An 18,000-nucleotide genomic window follows, 5' to 3' on the forward strand; every position below is an offset into this window, starting at 1 on the left:
TGCTCGGGCCGAAACCGGACGCGCCTTCGCCGCCCGTCGGGAACAATGGCGCAGGCTGGTCGATTTCGTGCCCTGCGACGTTGATCGCCGATAAAGCCCTGAGCAATGGCCCCGGCAACGGCAATGGAAGGATGACCCGTCATGGCGACGACCGCAGAAACCCGACCGGTCCCCAACGATCGATCTGTCGCACACGCCGGCCCGGTGCGCGGCTGATGGGCATCCCCGACCTGAAGGACGCCAGCCTGTTCGTCGAACGCGCGCTGATCGGCGGCGACTGGATCGCCGCCACCGATGGCGGCGAAATCGACGTCAGCGATCCCGCGACCGGCGTGGTCGTCGGCACGATTCCCGCCTGTGGCGAGCGCGAGACCGAAGCGGCGATCGCGGCGGCGGCCGACGCGCTGCCGGACTGGCGACGGCGCACCGCCGACGACCGCGCCGGTCTGCTGGAACGCTGGCACGACCTGATCCTCGCCAACGCCGCCGACCTGGCGCGGATCATGACCACCGAGCAGGGCAAGCCGCTGGCCGAGGCGGAGGGCGAGATCCGCTATGCCGCGTCGTTCGTGAAATGGTTCGCGGCCGAAGGGCGACGGGTATCGGGATACAGCGTCCCCGCCCCGACGCCCGATCGCCGGATTCTGGTCGGCAAGGAACCGGTTGGCGTGTGCGCGGCGATCACGCCGTGGAACTTCCCGGCGGCGATGATTACCCGCAAGGTCGCGCCGGCACTGGCGGCGGGCTGCACCGTCGTCGTCAAGCCGTCCGAACTGACGCCGTTCACCGCGCTGGCGCTTGGCGAACTGGCGATGCGCGCGGGCTTCCCGGCGGGCGTGCTGAATATCGTGACCGGTATGCCAGAGGGGATCGGCGCGGCGCTGACCGCCAGCCCGGTGGTGCGCAAACTGTCCTTCACCGGATCGACGCGGGTCGGGTCGCTGCTGATGCGGCAATCGGCCGACACGCTGAAGCGGCTGAGTCTGGAGCTTGGCGGCAACGCGCCGTTCATCGTGTTCGACGATGCCGACATCGACCTGGCGGTAGCCGGCGCGATGGCCAGCAAGTTCCGCAATGCCGGCCAGACCTGCGTCTGCGCCAATCGCCTGCTGGTACAGGACGGCATCCACGACCGCTTCGTGGCGGTGCTGGGCGAAGCAGTCGCCGCGCTGAAGGTCGGCGACGGCCGCGATGCGGCTACCACGATCGGCCCGCTCATCAACGCCGCCGCCACCGAGAAGGTCGCAGGCCATGTCGCGGACGCGCTGGCGCATGGTGCCCGCATCGCCGCCGCCCCGCCCGGCGTTGCCGGCGATGCGCGGTTTGCCCGCCCCGTGCTGCTGACCGGCGCGACCCCCGACATGCGGCTGGCGCGCGAGGAGACGTTCGGACCGGTCGCGCCCGTCTTTCGCTTCGGCACCGAGGAGGAGGCGCTGGCCCTCGCCAATGCGACGCCATTTGGCCTCGCCAGCTATTTCTACACCGACGACCTGCACCGTGCGTGGCGGATCGGCGAGGCGCTGGAGTTCGGCATGGTCGGGCTGAATACCGGATCCATCGCGATGGAGATGGCCCCGTTCGGCGGCGTCAAGGCGTCGGGCCTTGGCCGCGAAGGCGGGCGCGAGGGGATCGAGGAATATCTGGAAACCAAGGCGTTCCACTGGGCCGGACTGAAGGGGTTCGGCGGATAGCGCGGGAAGCGACCCGGACGGGCGGTCCGCGTGTCAAAGCCCGATGCTTAGCAAGCACGCTGTACCGAACCGACGCGCTATCCCGTCATCGCGGCGATGGACGGACACCCGCGCAAGGCGTACGCCGATGCGGCGAAAGCCCAAAGGACGTCCATGCCCCGTAATGCCCTTATCGCCAGACTGGAACGTTATACCGACCTGACTACCGGCGAACGCGCCGCCATCCTTGAGGCCGGGGACGGTCATCAACGGTTCGCGACCGGTGACCGCCTGATCGACGAGAATGCGCCGAACCAGTATCTCTACATCGTCGAGGATGGCTGGCTTCATGCCTCGCGCGATCTGGTGTCGGGCGCGCGACAGATCCTGCGCCTGCACTATCCCGGCGATCTGGTCGGCACGTCGAGCATCGCCTGGGCACGCGCCTCGACCACGCTGACCGCCTTGTCGCCTGTGGAGGTGACGCCGGTGCCCAAGGTTGCGCTGGGGCGGCTGTTCAAGGCGCAGCCACGGCTGGCCGCGCTGCTCTATGCGGTGGCGGCGGCGGAGGATGTGGCGATGAGCGACCGGCTGACCTCGCTTGGGCGCACCAACGCGGTCGAGCGGCTGGCGACGCTGCTGCTCGACATGCTCGCCCGGTTGCGGCTGTCGCGCGACGGCGCGGTCGACACGATCGACCTGCCGCTGACGCAAAGCGAGATCGGCGACGCGCTGGGGCTGACCAGTATCCACGTCAATCGCACGTTCCGCACGATGGAGACGCGCGGCATGATCGTGCGAGAAGGCCGGCGGGTGCGCCTGCCCAACGAAGCGGCGCTGACCGCGATGGTCGGGTTCGTCGACCGTTACGAAACGGTGGCGACCGACTGGCTGCCGGCACCGGAGCCGATCGCCGCCTGACCGGGTTCGCCGACCAGCCCGTTCCGCTTGGCGACGATCAGCGGCACCAGCGCCTGTCCCGCGACGTTGACGGCGGTGCGCCCCATGTCGAGGATCGGGTCGATCGCCAGCAGCAACCCCGCCCCCTCCAGCGGCAAGCCGAGCGTGGTCAGCGTCAGCGTCAGCATGACCACCGCGCCGGTCAGCCCGGCGGTGGCGGCCGACCCCAGCACCGACACCGCGACGATCAGCAGATAGTCGGTCACGCCCAGCGACACGCCGTAATATTGCGCCACGAACAGCGCGGAGACGGCCGGATAGATCGCCGCGCAGCCGTCCATCTTGGTCGTCGCCGCAAACGGCACCGCAAAGGCGGCATAGCGACGCTGAACGCCCAGCCCGTGTTCGACCACCTGTTCGGTCACCGGCAGCGTCGCGATCGACGAGCGGGACACGAAGCCCAGCTGGATCGCCGGCCACGCCGCGGCGAAGAACCGGCGCGGCGAAATGCCGTTCAGCAGCATCAACGCCGGATAGACGACCAGCAGGACAAGGCCGAGGCCAAGATACACAGCCCCGGCGAACGCGCCCAGCGCCGACAGCGACGCCCAGCCATATTCGGCGACCGCATGACCCAGCAGCGCTGCGGTGCCGATCGGCGTCAGGCGGATGACCCAACGCAGGATCCGGCGGAAGATCTGCAACGCCGAGGCGTTGAACGCCAGGAACGGCGACCCCGCCTCGCCCACCTGCACCGCCGCCACGCCGATCGCGATGGCCACGACGATGATCTGAAGCACGTTGAACGACAACGCGGTGGTGGCGACCCCGTCGACCAGCTTGGTCGTCGCAGCCAGGCCAAGGATGTTGGCCGGCACCAGCCCGCGCAGGAAATCGAGCCACGATCCCGACACGCCGGGCCGCACGGCAGCGGTCACATCGACGCCGGCGCGCAAGCCCGGCTCGATCACGACACCCAGCACGATGCCGATGCTCACCGCGATCAGCGCGGTGATCGCGAACCAGACGAGCGTGCCGACCACCAGCTTGGCCGCGTTCTCCAGGTCGCGCAGTGCCGCGATCGACGCGACGATCGCGGTGAACACGAGCGGCACGACCAGCGCGCGCAGCAGCTGAACGAAGATGTCACCGACGATCGTCAGCGCGCGGGCAAGTCCGGAATCGCTCCCGGGCACCCCACCCGTCGTTCGGGCGATATAGCCCAGCACCAGCCCGGCCAGCATGCCGATCAGCACCTGCATCCCGAAGGACATCTTGAAACGCATCATGGAACCTCGGATCGCGGATGGCATTGTCCATCACCTAAACGGAAAGCACGGGGGTACGCGACAGAGTATTTGTTGGTTCGACAAAGCCCAGGCCATCGTCCGGGGCGAGCCAGACCGATTTCGTTGCGGATTCTTAACTTTATTCTTCAAAATGTCGCCACCACGACGCATTGATGCGCGACGATACAATCAACGATGTCCCAGGAGCGGTATGAGCGATACCCCAGTATATCCGGTCAGCGACGCATGGGCCGACCATGCCAGCGTCGATGCCGCAGCCTATGACGCGATGTACGCCGCCTCGGTCGAGGATCCGAAAGGCTTCTGGCTCGACCAGGCGAAGCGGCTCGACTGGATCGCCGAACCGACGGTGGCGGGTGATTGGGCGTTCGACGAGGCGGATTTCCATATCCGCTGGTTCGCCGACGGCACGTTGAATGCCAGCGTCAACTGCATCGACCGGCATCTGGCGACCCGCGCGAACGACGTCGCGATCATCTGGGAACCGGACAGCCCCGACGCGGAATCGCGCCGGTTCACCTATGCCGAACTGCATGCCGAGGTCTGCCGCTTCGCCAATGTGCTGAAGGCGAACGGCGTGGCGAAGGGCGACCGGGTCACGATCTATCTGCCGATGATCCCGGAAGCCGCGTTCGCGGTGCTGGCCTGCGCGCGGATCGGCGCGATCCATTCGGTCGTGTTCGGTGGCTTTTCGCCCGACGCCATCGCCGGGCGGATCACCGATTGCGATTCCCGGATCGTCATTACCGCGGACGAGGGCTGTCGCGGCGGGCGCGCCATGCCGCTGAAGGCCAATGTCGATGCCGCCGCCGACCGCGCCGGGATCGTCGAGCGCGTGATCGTCGTCAATGCGACCGGCGGCGACGTGGCGATGCACCCGCGCGACGTGTGGTATCACGACGAGGCTGCGAAGGTCGGCACCGACTGCCCGCCGGAACCGATGAATGCGGAAGATCCGCTGTTCATCCTCTACACCTCCGGCTCGACCGGCAGCCCCAAGGGCGTGCTCCATTCGACCGGCGGCTATCTGTTGTGGGCGGCGTTCACGCACAACCTGGTGTTCGATTACCGGCCCGGCGACGTGTACTGGTGCGCGGCCGATATCGGCTGGGTCACCGGCCACAGCTATATCCTCTACGGTCCGCTCGCCAACGGCGCTACGACGCTGATGTATGAGGGCGTGCCGAATTGGCCCGACGCCAGCCGCATCTGGCAGGTGGTCGACAAGCACAAGGTCCACACGCTGTTCACCGCACCCACCGCCCTGCGCGCGCTGATGAAGGATGGCGACGCGCCCGTCCGCGCCACCGACCGGTCGAGCCTGCGCGTGCTGGGCACGGTCGGCGAACCGATCAACCCCGAGGCATGGCGCTGGTATCACGACATCGTCGGCGAGAAGCGTTGCCCGATCATCGACACCTGGTGGCAGACCGAGACCGGCGGGGCGATGATCGCCCCCATTCCCGGCGCGACGCCGCTGAAACCCGGCTCCGCGACAAAGCCGCTGCCAGGCGTGCGGCCGCAGCTGGTCGACGACCAGGGCGTGGTGCTGGAGGGCGCGGTATCGGGCAATCTGTGCATCACGGCAAGTTGGCCGGGCCAGATGCGGACGGTGTGGAACGACCATGCGCGGTTCTTCCAGACCTATTTCACGACCTATCCCGGCACCTATTTCACCGGCGACGGATGCCGCCGCGACGAGGACGGCTATTACTGGATCACCGGCCGCGTCGACGACGTCATCAACGTGTCGGGCCACCGGATGGGCACCGCCGAGGTCGAAAGCGCGCTGGTCCTCCACGCCAAAGTCGCCGAGGCGGCGGTCGTCGGCATGCCGCATGCGGTCAAGGGTCAGGGCATCTACGCCTATGTCACGCTGAACAACGGCGAAAGCGGGTCGGACGAACTGGCCAAGGCGCTGAAGGACTGGGTTCGCAAGGAAATCGGGCCGATCGCGACGCCCGACGCACTGCAATTCGCGCCCGGCCTGCCCAAGACGCGGTCGGGCAAGATCATGCGTCGCATCCTGCGCAAGATCGCCGAAGGCGACGTGTCCAGCCTTGGTGACACGTCGACGCTGGCCGATCCGGCGGTGGTCGACGATCTGGTCGCCAACCGGGTCGGCTAGGCGCGCGCTGGTCAGGGCAGCGCGCGCAGTCGCCGCAAGGCCCAGTCGGCCGCCTCCGCCACCACCGGCGACGGGTCGCCCAGCAACGGCTCAAGCGCCCCGGCCAGTATCGGGGCAAGCCCGCGATCGCCACTGTTGCCGGCGGCGATCGCGGCGTTGCGGACCATCCGGTCGCGACCGATCCGCTTGATCGGCGACCCCGCGAACACCTGCCGGAAGCCGGCATCGTCCAGCGCGAGCAGATCGGCCAGTTCGGGCGCGACCAGTTCGGCACGCGGATGGAAGGCGATGTTGGCGGCGGCGGCGACCGCGAACTTGTTCCACGGGCACACCGCGAGGCAATCGTCGCAGCCATAAATGCGGTTGCCGATGCCTTCGCGAAACTCGACCGGGATCGGCCCGGCATGCTCGATCGTCAGATACGAGATGCAGCGCCGCGCATCCAGCCGGTAGGGTGCCGGAAACGCATCGGTCGGGCATGCCCGCTGGCAGGCATCGCACGATCCGCACCGGTCCCGCCCCGCCACATCCGGTGCCAGATCCAGCGTCGTGTAGATCGCGCCGAGGAACAGCCAGCTGCCATGGGTGCGGCTGACCAGATTGGTGTGCTTGCCCTGCCATCCCAACCCGGCGGCCTCGGCCAGCGGCTTTTCCATGACCGGCGCGGTGTCGACAAAGACCTTCAGGTCGAAGTCCGGGTATCCCCGGCACGCATCCTGCGCCAGCCAGCGTCCCAGCGCCTTCAGCTGCCGCTTCACCACGTCATGATAATCGGACCCTTGCGCATAGACCGAGATGCGCCCCACCCCGCCCGCATCGGCCAAGGCCAGCGGGTCGTGCGCGGGGGCATAGCTCATGCCGAGCGCGATCACGCTTTTCACCTCGGGCCACAGACCCGCCGGGCTGGCGCGCTGCCCCTCGCGCGCCTCCATCCAGATCATGTCGCCATGCCGCCCCTCGGCCAGCCACTGGCGCAGGCGTTCGGCGGTGCGCGGCGCGGCGTCGGCACGCGCGATTCCCGCATCCGCGAACCCCAGTTCGCGCGCCTTCACCTTGATGCGGTGTTCCAGCTTGTCATCGTCCACACAGGGCCGCTACCACAGCGGCATAATCGGGGGGAACATGCGCGTGACGGCAAATGCGGCGATCACCGCCAGCGGACTGGTCAAGACGTTCGGCGGGCGGCGGGTGGTCGACGGGGTCGACCTGATCGTGCCGCGTGGCGCGGTGTACGGCGTGCTTGGCCCCAATGGCGCGGGCAAGACGACCACGCTCAGGATGCTGCTTGGCATCATCGAACCCGACGAGGGTCACCGCACCCTGCTGGGCAACGACAACCCGCGCGATGCCAGCGACCAGGTCGGCTATCTGCCCGAGGAGCGCGGCCTGTATCCGGCGATGAAGGCGCGCGAGGCGATCGCGTTCATGGGCGCGCTGCGCGGGCTGGACTGGAAGACCGGCCGCGCGCGGGCCGCCACGCTGCTGGACAGCGCCGGCCTCGCCCACGCCGCCGACCAGAAGATCCGCAAGCTGTCCAAGGGCATGGCCCAGCTCGTCCAGCTGCTCGGGTCGGTCGTCCACCAGCCCGACCTGCTCGTGCTGGACGAGCCGTTCTCCGGCCTCGATCCGGTCAATCAGGAACGGCTGGAGGCGCTGATCCTGGCCGAGCGGGATCGCGGCGCGACCATCCTGTTTTCCACCCATGTCATGGCCCATGCCCAGCGGCTATGCGACCGGCTGGCGATCATCGCCGGCGGCAAGCGCCGGTTCGAGGGGACGGTTGACGACGCGCGCGGCACCCTGCCGCAACAGGTGCACTATACGCCCGTCCGGGGCGACCCCGCCATCGCCCGCCTGCTGCCGCACGACGCGATGGTCGACGGCGAGGGCTGGCGGTTCGAGCTGCCGCGCGAGGGGATCGAACCCCTGCTGGTCCGGCTGATCGACGCCGGCCACGGCATCGCCGGCCTGTCGATCGAGCGCCCCGGCCTGCACGAGGCGTTCGTGCGGATCGTCGGGCAACAGGCGCTTGAGGGCACGCACGACGCGGTGGAGCAGGCACGATGAGCAAGACCCGCCGGATGATCCGCCAGACGATGACGATCGCGCGCCGCGACTTCATCGCCACCGTCTTCACCCCCATCTTCCTGCTGTTCCTGTTCGCGCCCGCCATCATGGGATCGTTCAGCGCGATCGGCGGGTTCACCGCGGCCAGCATGGCCGACGGCGCGAAGGACAAGGCGCGGATCATCGCCATCATCGACCCCGCTGACAATGCGGCGATCAGCCGGGCCGACAAACGTCTGCGCGGCGTGTTCCGCCCGGAAGGCGGCCCGCCCGGCCTGACGACGACCGCACCGGCCGGCGATCCCGCCGCCCAGGCGCGCGCCGCGTTCGATACCAGGGCCTATGATGCCAGCGCGGTCCTGTACGGCCCGCTCGACCGGCCGACGATCCTGTACAGCGGCGGCGACCGGCGGTCGGCCGATTACCTGGGCGTCCTGGCGCAAGCCACGCTGTCCGACCGGAAACTGGGGGCCGCGACGCCGACGGTCACCGCGACCAAGACCGCAATTACCCGGCGCAGCGCATCGTCGGGCGGGCAGAACCAGACCGCGATGTTCGCGGTGTTCGGCATCTTCTTCCTGACGCTGTTCCTCGCCGGGCAGGTCGTCGGCACCATGGCGGAGGAGCGCAACAACAAGGTGATCGAGGTGCTGGCCGCCGCCGTGCCGCTGGAATCGGTCTTCTTCGGCAAGCTGCTCGGCATGTTCGGCGTCGCCCTGCTGTTCGTCGGCTTCTGGGGCACGATCGTCACGCAGGTCGGCGCGCTGATGCCGCCGGCGATGGCGGCGGGCCTCAGCGAACTGACCCCGGCGGTCGGGGCCGGGCCGTTCGCGCTGCTGTTCCTCGTCTATTTCAGCATGGCCTATCTGCTGATGGGATCGGTGTTCCTTGGCGTCGGGGCGCAGGCGTCGACGATGCGCGAGATCCAGATGCTGTCGCTGCCGATCACCATCCTGCAGGTCGCGATGTTCGGGCTGGCGTCGGCCGGCGCTGCCCGCCCCGACAGCTGGCTCGCGGTGGTGGCGGAGGTGTTCCCGCTATCCTCCCCCTTCGCGATGGCGGGCCGCGCGGCCAATTCGGCAGCCCTCTGGCCGCACGCGCTGGCGCTGGCGTGGCAGGTGATGTGGGTCGCGATCTTCATCACCGTCGGCGCGCGGCTGTTCCGGCGCGGCGTCCTGCAATCGGGCAGCGCCAAGGCGGGATGGCTGACCCGGTGGCGCAAGCGCGGCAAAAACAAGCCGTCGCAAGCCTATTGACATGAATGTCAGTGATCGCGTCTCCTTGTCGCAACGACAGATGGAGAGACGCGATGGCGACCCTGGCTGACACGATGCCCGAGACGGATTCCGCCGCCGCGCCCGATCCGCTCGACGTCAGCCGGGCCGAGTTCTACCGCGACGATATCTGGCAGGCTCCGTTCGCCCGGCTGCGCGCCGAGGCCCCGGTCCGCTACACCCCGCATTCCAGCTTCGGTCCCTATTGGTCGGTGTCGTCGTACAAGCCGATCGTCGAAGTCGAATCGCTGCCCGACATCTTTTCCTCCGAGGTCGGCGGCATCACCCTGGCCGACTTCATCGAAGGACCGAACCAGGTCCGCATGCCGATGTTCATCGCCCGCGACCGGCCGGTGCATACCGCGCAGCGCCGCACCGTCGCGCCCGCCTTTACCCCGTCGGAAATGACGCGGATGGCGGTCGATATCCGCAGGCGAACCGCCGAGATGCTGGACTCGCTGCCGATCGGCGAACGCTTCGACTGGGTCGATACCGTCGCGATCGAACTGACGACGCAGATGCTGGCCATTCTGTTCGACTTCCCGTGGGAGGACCGGCGCAAACTGACCTTCTGGTCGGACTGGGCCGGCGACATCGAACTGGTGAAAACGCCCGAGCTGCGCCAGCAACGCCTTGTCCACATGTACGAATGTGGCGGCTATTTCAAAACCCTGTGGGATGCCAAGATCAACCAGGACCAGACGCCCGACCTGATTTCGATGATGATCCATTCGGATGCGATGCGCGAAATGGATCAAATGGAATTTCTCGGCAATCTGATCCTGCTGATCGTCGGCGGCAACGACACCACGCGCAACACCATGTCCGCGCTTGCCTATGGCCTCGACCGGTTTCCCGACGAGCGCGCAAAGCTGGAGGCCGATCCGTCGCTGATCGCCAACACGACGCAGGAGCTGATCCGCTGGCAGACGCCGCTGGCGCATATGCGCCGCACCGCGACACAGGATTACGAGCTGGCGGGCCAGTCGATCAAGGCGGGCGACAAGCTGGCGCTCTGGTATCTGTCGGCCAATCGTGACGAGAGCGTGTTCCGCCAGGACGCCGACCGGATCGTCGTCGACCGGCCCAATGCGCGGCGACACCTGGCGTTCGGCCACGGCATCCACCGCTGCGTCGGCGCGCGGCTGGCCGAATTGCAGATCGGCATATTGCTGGAGGAAATGGCCGCCCGGCGGCTGCGGGTCAATGTGGTCGACCAGCCGGAGCGGGTCGCCGCCTGTTTCGTCCATGGCTACCGGTCGCTGCCGGTCGAGATCAGCCGCTACTGACTCAGTTGGGCTTGACGACCTCGACCACCGGGCCGGTATTGGCGCACGATCCCGCCTCGCCGGTCGCGATCGCCGGCGGTTTGGCCCGGCCCATCGTCCAGTTCGCCTGCATCCGCACGCGCGGATTGGGCGCGCACCAGATCTCGCCGGTGTCGTTGATCGCGGTCACCCAGATCAGGTTGTGCTCCTGACCATAGTCGATGACGGCAAAGGCATAGCCCGGCCCCTTGTCGAGGACATGGACGGGCAGCGGGGGATCCAGTTGTTGCAGGCTCATGAAGGGTCTTTCGCAAGAGGCGCATGACGACAGCGCGTCGTGCCGCGTGCGGTTCCGCATCCTGCATCTGGGTTAGGACGTTCCTATATCGCCCCCATGGAGATGATGATGAACGACCGCCGCCAGTTTCTGACCGTTGCCGCCACGGGCGCTGCGGGCTTTGCCCTTTTCGGATGCAGCAACGCACCCGCCGCCCCGCCCGAACGCTTCGCGGTCACGCTCAGCGATGCCGAGTGGCGCAAGCGGCTGTCACCTGCCGCGTACCGCGTGCTGCGGCAGGAGGACACCGAGCGCCCGTTCTCCAGTCCGCTGAACGACGAACATCGCGCCGGCATCTTCGCCTGCGCCGGCTGCGCGCTGCCGCTGTTCTCGTCCAGGACCAAATTCGACAGCGGCACCGGCTGGCCCAGCTTCTGGGCGCCGCTGCCGAATGCGGTGGCGAGCCGGACCGACCGGACGCTCGGCGTGGCCCGGACCGAGATCCACTGCCGCCGCTGCGGCGGGCATCAGGGCCATGTGTTCGACGACGGTCCCAAGCCGACCGGCAAGCGATATTGCATGAACGGCGTGGCGATGACGTTCCGCCCGGGGGCGGTCAAACCGGCATGAAAAAAGCCGCCCCGGATCATGCCGGGGCGGCTTTTTTTCAACCGGGGGAAGGCTTCAGTCGATCAGTTGATGTCGCCGACCAGCGTGAAGATGCCCTTGTCGTTGGTCGGGCCGTGCGCCAGCGTCGTGCTTGCCAGCGTAACCGGGGCCAGCGGGGCAACTTCGCCGCCGTCGAAGGTATCGGCCTTGGGCGCGCTACCCGAATAGATGAAACCGCGCGTCGGATAGGCGCTGGTGCCAAGGCCGCCCTGCGGACCGTACCAGACCTTGACCATGCTCCAGTCGCCGTTCGCCGACACGTCGACCGCGCGCACGTTGCGCTCGATGCCGCCGCGCCTCGACCAGTTGGCGTGAGTCAGCAGGACTTCACGGTCGCTGACGATCCGGCTGACCATCGCGACATGGCCGACGCGCATCCGGTGGGTGGCGTCGAAGGCGAGGACCGCGCCGACCTTCGGGGCGTGACCGCGATCGTAGCGACCGGCGGCCTGACCCCACCAGGTGTTGGCGTTGCCGCGGATCTGGATGCCCGAAATCTCGCGAGCATAGGGGGCGCACTGCCAGAACTGGGCGGCGGCCGGGGCGGCCATCATCATGGCGCAGGACAACACCAGCGCAAAACGCGCTGCAACAGTCTTGAAAGTCATTGCGACCCCCCGGTCAGATACGGTTGATGATCTTGGGCTAGGGCCTGCAAAATTATTTGGATAGTCCGCCGGGAACCTTATCCGACGAACGGTGTTGCAGGGGCGACGACATGGTTCATCCGGCGCTCATGTTGCCCGTCACCGGGTAAATAGCCGCCCGATTTGCGGCGGCACGCCGCGCCGCGCGGTGCTAGACCCTGTCCCATGACCACCACCCTGCCCGCCGATGACATCCTGTACGCTGCCCTGCTGGCGCGCGACCCGGCCTATGACGGCCATGCCTTTGTCGGCGTGACAACAACCGGCATCTTCTGTCGCCTGTCCTGCCCGGCACGCAAACCGCTGTTCGAAAACACCCGCTATTTCGACAGCGTCGCGGCCTGCTACACCGCCGGTTTCCGTCCGTGCCTGCGCTGTCGCCCGGTCGCGCAGGTCGGCGCACGCGAGCCGGTCGTCGCGATGCTGATGGCGCGGCTCGATGCCGAACCGGACCGCGTCTGGTCGGAGGAGGATCTGATCGCGCTCGACCTTGATCCCTCGACCGTGCGGCGCGCGTTCCGGCGGCATATCGGCACCACCTTTCTCGACCTCGCGCGGCTGCGGCGGGCGGGGCGCGGCGTCGACCGGATCGCCGGCGGGGCCAGTGTGATCGACGCGCAGATCGAGGCGGGGTACGATTCGGGCAGCGGCTTTCGCGACGCCGTCATCCGGCTGATCGGCGACGCCCCCGCTGCCTTGAGGGGCACGCCGCTGCTGACCGCCGACTGGATCGAGACGCCGCTTGGCGCAATGCTGGCGATCGCCGATGCCACCCATCTCCACCTGCTGGAGTTTTTCGACCGCAAGGCCCTGCCCGAGGGGCTGGCCCGCCTGCGCCAGCGCACGGGTGCCGCGATCGTGTTCGGACGGACGCCGCCGATCGACCGGATCGCGGCCGAACTGTCCACCTATTTCGACGGCACCGACGCGCGGTTCACTGGCCCGATCGCAGCGCACGCCGCCGCCGATTTCACCGCCAGCGTCTGGACCGCGCTGCAAACCATTCCGCCCGGCGAAACCCGGTCCTATTCCGCGCTGGCGACCACGATCGGCCGTCCGAGCGCGGTGCGGGCGCTCGCGCGGGCGAACGGCGCGAACCAGCTGGCGATCGTCATCCCCTGCCACCGGGTCATCGGCGCTGACGGTACACTGACCGGCTATGCCGGCGGCCTGTGGCGCAAACGCTGGCTGATCGAACACGAACGTCGCCACTTCGCCTGACGCCACGGGTTACCACGCCAGTGCCGCCACCCCATATCGGCCGGACACCGATCAGGGACCGACATGCCAAGCAACGATGATATCCCGAAGGGCCGCGCCGTTCCCAGCGGCCGTCTCTCGCGCCTCGCCCGGTTCGGCAGCATCGCGACCGGCGTCGCCGGCGGCATGATCGCCGGCGGCGCGCGTGAACTGGCGCGTGGCAACCGGCCACGGCTTGGCAATCTGCTGCTGACCCCGTCCAACGCGCTGCGCGTCACCGAACAGCTCGCGCATCTGCGCGGCGCGGCGATGAAGCTGGGGCAACTGGTGTCGATGGACGCGGGCGAAATGCTGCCGCCCGAGCTGACCGATATCCTCGCCCGCCTGCGCGCCGATGCCCAGCCGATGCCGGATCGTCAGCTGAACGCGGTGCTGACCGCGCATTGGGGCCGCGAATGGCGCAACCAGTTCGAGACCTTCACCACCCGGCCGATTGCCGCCGCCTCGATCGGCCAGGTCCACCGCGCCCGCACCCGCGACGGTCGTGATCTGGCGGTCAAGATCCAGTATCCCGGCGTCCGCACCAGCATCGACAGCGACGTGAACAATGTCGCGACCCTGCTGCGCCTGTCCAACCTGTTGCCGCCGACGATCGACATCACGGCATTGCTGGACGAGGCCAAGCGCCAGTTGCACGAGGAGGCGGATTACACGCGGGAAGGCGCGTATCTCGCCCGGTTCGGCACGCTCCTGGCTGACGACGCGAATTACCGTGTGCCTGCCTTCCACGCCGACCTCAGCGGCACCGACGTGCTGGCGATGGACCATGTCGAGGGTGTGCCGATCGAATCGCTGGTCGACGCGCCGCAGGCCGAGCGTGACCGCGTCGTGACATTGCTGATCGACCTGACTTTGCGCGAACTGTTCGTGTTCCGCCTGATGCAGACCGATCCGAACTTCGCCAATTATCGCTACGACCGCGCCGGCGACCGCGTCGTCCTGCTCGATTTCGGCGCGACCCGTACGCTACCGCAAGGGGTAGCCGACAACTACGCCCGCCTGATGCGCGCCGGGCTGGCCGGTGACATTGCGGCAACCCGGTCGGCGGCAATCGCGATCGGCTTTTTCAGCGAGGAAACGGCGCGCACCCACGACGCGGCCCTCACCCGGATTCTCGACATGGCGGTTTCGATGCTGACCCGCGAAGGCCCGTTCGACTTCGCCCGCACCGACATGGCCGCCGCCCTGCGGATCGAAGGCCGCTCGATCGCGCAGGACCGGGCGACGTGGCAGCTACCGCCGATCGACACGCTGTTCCTGCAACGCAAGATCGGCGGCATCGCCCTGCTGGCCAGCCGGCTGAAGGCGCGCGTCGACGTGCGCGGGCTGATCGAACGCTACCTGCCCGACGCCTGATGTATCCGGCGCCTGACCGGTCACGGCATCGGCAGGACCGATACCGGCGCAACGATGCCGGAGGGCGCTCCCGCCGGTGCCTCGACGATCAGCACGATCGTGCGCGGGCCGCTCGCCGGTAGCAGCGGTGCCGACAGCGGCGCGGTTGCCGGGTCCGGCTTCGTGCCGACGCAGCGCCCGTCAACCCACAGGGTCGCGCGGCCGGCGATGCCATCGAACCGGATCACCCCGCCCTTCTGCGCAACGCCGCGGCGCGGCGTGACCATGGTGCGATAAACCCGCCAGCCGGCCGCGCCTTCCGGCGGCGTCGCCACGCCACTACGGACGAACGCCCAACTGTTGTTGTCGCCATCCGCCGGGGCCAGCGTTGGGTCGGGACGCGTGGTCAGCGGGGGAGACCGCCGCCACTGCGGAATCGCCATCGGGGCGACCGTCACCGGCACCTGCGCGCGCGGAGCAACGGCCGCGCGGTTGATCGTCAACGTGGCGGGGCGCAAGCCATCGGCGGTCGCGCGCAGCGTCACCTTGCCCCGCCCCCCCGCCTCGGCCTGGACGATCACCTGCGCCAGCCCGTTGAACAGCGACCGGGCATTGCCCTTTTCCGGTTCATGGCTGGTGGGGTCGCCATTGCCGACACCGATGATCGTCGCACCGCTCACGGTAAAGCGCGTCATCAGGTTCGCGGTCGGCACATGCCGCCCGGCCGCGTCGACCGCGTCGATCGTGACCGGCTGCGTATCCTCGCCATCGCCGGCCATCACCCGGCGCGCAGGGCTAAGCCGCAGCGCGACCGGCACGCCGGTCGTCTCGTGCACCGCCCGCGCCACGTCGCGCGTGCCACGATAGGCGATCGCCTCGATCCGGCCCGGAACATAGGGCACCTGCCATTCCATCCCCATCACCCGGTCGACCGGCTTCTCGCCGACGACCTTGCCGTTCAGGCGCAACACCACCCGCTCGGCGTTCGAGGCGACGAAGACGGTTATCGGCTGCCCCTCCTTACCCGGCCAAGTCCAGTGCGGGGCGATGCTGACCACCGCCGCATCATCGACCCAGTGCGCGCGGTGGATGTCGAACGCGGTCTTGGGAAAACCGCACAGGTCCATGATGCCGAACACGCTGGCGATCGACGGCCATTCATACGGCGTCGGCTCGCCATGATAGTCGAACCCGGTCCATACGAAGGTGCCGGCGACGAAGGGGCGTTCAACGACCGCCTTCCATGTTGCCCGGTGGGTGTCACCCCAGCTTGCCGCCTCGGTATCGTAGGACGTCGATACGCCGCGCGCGGCATCGGTGGCGAACGCGCCGCGAGTCTCGAACGCGCTGGTATCTTCCGAACTGGTGATCGGCATGTGCGGGTTCAGCGCGTGGAACTTGTCGTAATCCGCCTGGTAGTAATTGAACCCCATCACATCGACCACCTGTGACACGTTGGCCGGGTCATAGAACGACCCGTTCATCGCCGCCGTCACCGGGCGGCTGTCGTCCAGCCGGCGAACGGTAGCGCGCATCCGCCGGACCATTTCCACCCCCGCCTCGGTCCCCTGCATCGGTTCCTCGTTAAACACCGACCACAGGATGACGCTCGGGTGGTTACGATCGCGCCGGACCAGCCATTCCAGCTGCGCCATGTAATCGGGGCTGGGGTTGAAATTGCGGTTCTCGTCCATGACCAGAAACCCCATCCGGTCGCACAGGTCGAGCAGCTCGGCAGCGGGTGCATTGTGCGAACAGCGGATCGCGTTGCAGCCCATCGCCTTCAGCCGCTCCAGCCGCCACGCGAGCAGCGCGTCGGGCACCGCCACGCCGACGCCGGCATGATCCTGATGAATGCACACGCCCTTCAGCTTGACCGACACGTCGTTCAGGAAGAACCCGTGGGTCGCATCGAACCGGATCGTGCGAAAGCCGATCGGCGTCCGCCGCTCGTCCACCACCGCACCGTCGCGCAAGATCCGGGTATGGACCGTGTACAGCTCCGGCCGCTCGACCGACCAGCGACGCGGGTTGTCGACGCGCAGGTCCAGCACTGCCTCCGCGCGGTCGAGAGCAGGCACGGTCACCGCGCCTTTCGCGACGCCGACTTCCCGCCCGTCCGGATCGATCAGCAGCAGCTCGACCGTCACCGCCACATCGCCCGGTGCGACGCTGGCCAACGTTACCGCCACCGGCACCCGCCAGCCGCTCGCGTCGTGACGCGGATCGCAATGCACCCCGTCGGTCACGATCGACACCGGCGCGCGCCGTGCCAGCCAGACATGGCGGTACAGTCCCGCGCCCTCATACCACCACCCCTCCATCGCGGTCGCATCCGCGCGCACAACGATGACGTTCAGGTCGTCGCCGAACCGCGCGAACGGGGTCAGGTCGACATACACGCTGCTATACCCGCTCCAGTTGTGCGCGACGACGCTGCCGTTGACCCAGATCGTCGCGTTGGTGGCGATCGCGTCGAATTGCAGCTCGATCGCCTTGCCGCGATCGGCCGGGTCAAGCCGCAGCGTGCGCCGGTACCAGCCGATCCCGCGCGGACGAAACCCCTGCGAGACATTGGCGGTCTTCACGAAGGGCTGCGCCGACGCCCAGTCATGCGGCAGCGTCACCGGCTGCCAGTCGCTGTCGTCATAGTCCATCGCCGCGGCACCACCGGCATTGCCCGCCTTGACCCGCAGATAGGTCGCGTGGTGGCCGACCGGCTCCGGGACAGGAATATCGCCCTCATGGAACAGCCAGCCATGATCCAGCAGCATCCGCGATGGATCGGACACCGGCAGCGGATCGGGCAGGCGATCGGTGGGAGCGGGCATCGGCAGGCCCCCCGCCGACCCGCCCGATCCGCCCGACCCTGACGGCGCTGCGGCGATGGTCGGCCCCTCAACCAGCAGGGCGGCCCCCATGCCGGCACTTCCCAGCAGCATCGTGCGACGATCGAAAGTCATGGCCTTGCCCTCACCCGTCGCGCCGTTCTCCCTGATGGCGGGCGGACACGGCGCATTTGTACTACATTGGTCTTGTCGTCATCGGTGTGCAGTGTGCAATCCATGGCGGCCCCAATCAAGCGCCGATCGCGATTGCCCCCACGCAGCTTGATCCGGCCGCGATTCGGATCGCGCGCCACATGGAACACCATACCAAACCCCGGAAAACCGTCGATTGCGAGTGATTTTCAAG

At 68.0% G+C, this 18,000-nt stretch carries 14 protein-coding genes; 9 read left to right on the forward strand and 5 right to left on the reverse strand.

All coding sequences use genetic code 11. From position 1 onward, the window contains the following. The first annotated feature begins 215 nt into the window (after positions 1–215). Complete coding sequence (locus tag ASE75_RS13480) at positions 216–1,691, forward strand: NAD-dependent succinate-semialdehyde dehydrogenase (RefSeq protein WP_055934574.1); 1,476 nt, start codon at positions 216–218, stop codon at positions 1,689–1,691. A 153-nt stretch (positions 1,692–1,844) separates the two neighbouring features. Continuing rightward, positions 1,845–2,591, forward strand: a complete 747-nt coding sequence (locus ASE75_RS13485) for a Crp/Fnr family transcriptional regulator (RefSeq protein ID WP_162233744.1) — start codon at positions 1,845–1,847, stop codon at positions 2,589–2,591. Here ASE75_RS13485 and ASE75_RS13490 read toward each other — a convergent pair. Further along, entirely contained in the window at positions 2,537–3,856 is a 1,320-nt protein-coding gene (locus ASE75_RS13490; protein ID WP_055934576.1) for a dicarboxylate/amino acid:cation symporter, read from the reverse strand. The genes ASE75_RS13485 and ASE75_RS13490 overlap by 55 nt on opposite strands. Before the next feature lie 214 nt (positions 3,857–4,070). Here ASE75_RS13490 and acs point away from each other — a divergent pair, with 214 nt between their 5' ends. Beyond that, on the forward strand, positions 4,071–6,008 hold the full coding sequence (acs, locus tag ASE75_RS13495; protein WP_055934412.1) for an acetate--CoA ligase: 1,938 nt from the start codon (positions 4,071–4,073) through the stop codon (positions 6,006–6,008). Positions 6,009–6,019: 11 nt separating this feature from the next. Here the strand turns inward: acs and queG are convergent, their stop codons facing one another. Continuing rightward, positions 6,020–7,078, reverse strand: coding sequence for a tRNA epoxyqueuosine(34) reductase QueG (gene queG, locus ASE75_RS13500; protein ID WP_055934577.1), 1,059 nt, complete (start codon positions 7,076–7,078; stop codon positions 6,020–6,022). Positions 7,079–7,130: 52 nt separating this feature from the next. Between queG and ASE75_RS13505 the strand changes: the two genes are divergently transcribed. From ASE75_RS13505 to ASE75_RS13515, 3 genes are read left to right on the forward strand one after another with little or no spacing between them, the layout of a single operon-like run. Next, entirely contained in the window at positions 7,131–8,075 is a 945-nt protein-coding gene (locus ASE75_RS13505) for an ABC transporter ATP-binding protein (protein ID WP_055934414.1), read from the forward strand. After that, positions 8,072–9,331, forward strand: a complete 1,260-nt coding sequence (locus tag ASE75_RS13510; protein ID WP_055934416.1) for an ABC transporter permease — start codon at positions 8,072–8,074, stop codon at positions 9,329–9,331. The genes ASE75_RS13505 and ASE75_RS13510 overlap by 4 nt, the downstream gene beginning before the upstream one ends. Positions 9,332–9,384: 53 nt before the next feature. Continuing rightward, positions 9,385–10,638 carry a cytochrome P450 gene (locus tag ASE75_RS13515; protein ID WP_055934418.1) on the forward strand — a complete coding sequence of 418 codons (1,254 nt, stop codon included), beginning with the start codon at positions 9,385–9,387 and terminating at the stop codon, positions 10,636–10,638. A 1-nt stretch (position 10,639) separates the two neighbouring features. On the opposite strand, the gene ASE75_RS13520 is transcribed toward ASE75_RS13515, so the two are convergent. Next, positions 10,640–10,915: a hypothetical protein gene (locus tag ASE75_RS13520; protein WP_055934420.1), complete on the reverse strand. Its 276-nt coding sequence runs from the start codon at positions 10,913–10,915 to the stop codon at positions 10,640–10,642. A 108-nt stretch (positions 10,916–11,023) separates the two neighbouring features. On the opposite strand from ASE75_RS13520, the gene msrB reads away from it, so the two are divergent. After that, positions 11,024–11,524, forward strand: coding sequence for a peptide-methionine (R)-S-oxide reductase MsrB (gene msrB, locus ASE75_RS13525; RefSeq protein WP_055934578.1), 501 nt, complete (start codon positions 11,024–11,026; stop codon positions 11,522–11,524). A gap of 62 nt (positions 11,525–11,586) precedes the next feature. On the opposite strand, the gene ASE75_RS13530 is transcribed toward msrB, so the two are convergent. Next, a complete protein-coding gene (locus tag ASE75_RS13530) occupies positions 11,587–12,171 on the reverse strand; it encodes a CHAP domain-containing protein (RefSeq protein WP_055934422.1) in 585 nt (194 codons plus the stop codon). Between the two features lie 204 nt (positions 12,172–12,375). Here ASE75_RS13530 and ASE75_RS16120 point away from each other — a divergent pair, with 204 nt between their 5' ends. Together ASE75_RS16120 and ASE75_RS13540 are read left to right on the forward strand one after the other, a co-directional pair. Further along, complete coding sequence (locus ASE75_RS16120; RefSeq protein ID WP_055934424.1) at positions 12,376–13,431, forward strand: bifunctional transcriptional activator/DNA repair enzyme AdaA; 1,056 nt, start codon at positions 12,376–12,378, stop codon at positions 13,429–13,431. Between the two features lie 63 nt (positions 13,432–13,494). Continuing rightward, positions 13,495–14,826, forward strand: coding sequence for an ABC1 kinase family protein (locus ASE75_RS13540; protein ID WP_055934426.1), 1,332 nt, complete (start codon positions 13,495–13,497; stop codon positions 14,824–14,826). A 20-nt stretch (positions 14,827–14,846) separates the two neighbouring features. Here ASE75_RS13540 and galA read toward each other — a convergent pair whose 3' ends face one another. Further along, complete coding sequence (gene galA, locus ASE75_RS13545; protein ID WP_055934428.1) at positions 14,847–17,768, reverse strand: beta-galactosidase GalA; 2,922 nt, start codon at positions 17,766–17,768, stop codon at positions 14,847–14,849. Between the last annotated feature and the right edge of the window lie 232 nt (positions 17,769–18,000).

The sequence above is a fragment of the Sphingomonas sp. Leaf17 genome (assembly GCF_001421505.1).
Classification (GTDB): Bacteria; Pseudomonadota; Alphaproteobacteria; order Sphingomonadales; family Sphingomonadaceae; genus Sphingomonas.

What these genes read in the sequence shown, in the direction of transcription:
- ASE75_RS13480 (WP_055934574.1), top strand. Translation starts at nt 216, where the DNA reads ATGGGCATCCCCGACCTGAAGGACGCCAGCCTGTTCGTCGAACGCGCG.
- ASE75_RS13485 (WP_162233744.1), top strand. Translation starts at nt 1,845, where the DNA reads ATGCCCCGTAATGCCCTTATCGCCAGACTGGAACGTTATACCGACCTG.
- ASE75_RS13490 (WP_055934576.1), bottom strand. Translation starts at nt 3,856, where the DNA reads ATGCGTTTCAAGATGTCCTTCGGGATGCAGGTGCTGATCGGCATGCTG.
- acs (WP_055934412.1), top strand. Translation starts at nt 4,071, where the DNA reads ATGAGCGATACCCCAGTATATCCGGTCAGCGACGCATGGGCCGACCAT.
- ASE75_RS13505 (WP_055934414.1), top strand. Translation starts at nt 7,131, where the DNA reads ATGCGCGTGACGGCAAATGCGGCGATCACCGCCAGCGGACTGGTCAAG.
- ASE75_RS13510 (WP_055934416.1), top strand. Translation starts at nt 8,072, where the DNA reads ATGAGCAAGACCCGCCGGATGATCCGCCAGACGATGACGATCGCGCGC.
- ASE75_RS13515 (WP_055934418.1), top strand. Translation starts at nt 9,385, where the DNA reads ATGGCGACCCTGGCTGACACGATGCCCGAGACGGATTCCGCCGCCGCG.
- ASE75_RS13520 (WP_055934420.1), bottom strand. Translation starts at nt 10,915, where the DNA reads ATGAGCCTGCAACAACTGGATCCCCCGCTGCCCGTCCATGTCCTCGAC.
- msrB (WP_055934578.1), top strand. Translation starts at nt 11,024, where the DNA reads ATGAACGACCGCCGCCAGTTTCTGACCGTTGCCGCCACGGGCGCTGCG.
- ASE75_RS13530 (WP_055934422.1), bottom strand. Translation starts at nt 12,171, where the DNA reads ATGACTTTCAAGACTGTTGCAGCGCGTTTTGCGCTGGTGTTGTCCTGC.
- ASE75_RS16120 (WP_055934424.1), top strand. Translation starts at nt 12,376, where the DNA reads ATGACCACCACCCTGCCCGCCGATGACATCCTGTACGCTGCCCTGCTG.
- ASE75_RS13540 (WP_055934426.1), top strand. Translation starts at nt 13,495, where the DNA reads ATGCCAAGCAACGATGATATCCCGAAGGGCCGCGCCGTTCCCAGCGGC.
- galA (WP_055934428.1), bottom strand. Translation starts at nt 17,768, where the DNA reads ATGACTTTCGATCGTCGCACGATGCTGCTGGGAAGTGCCGGCATGGGG.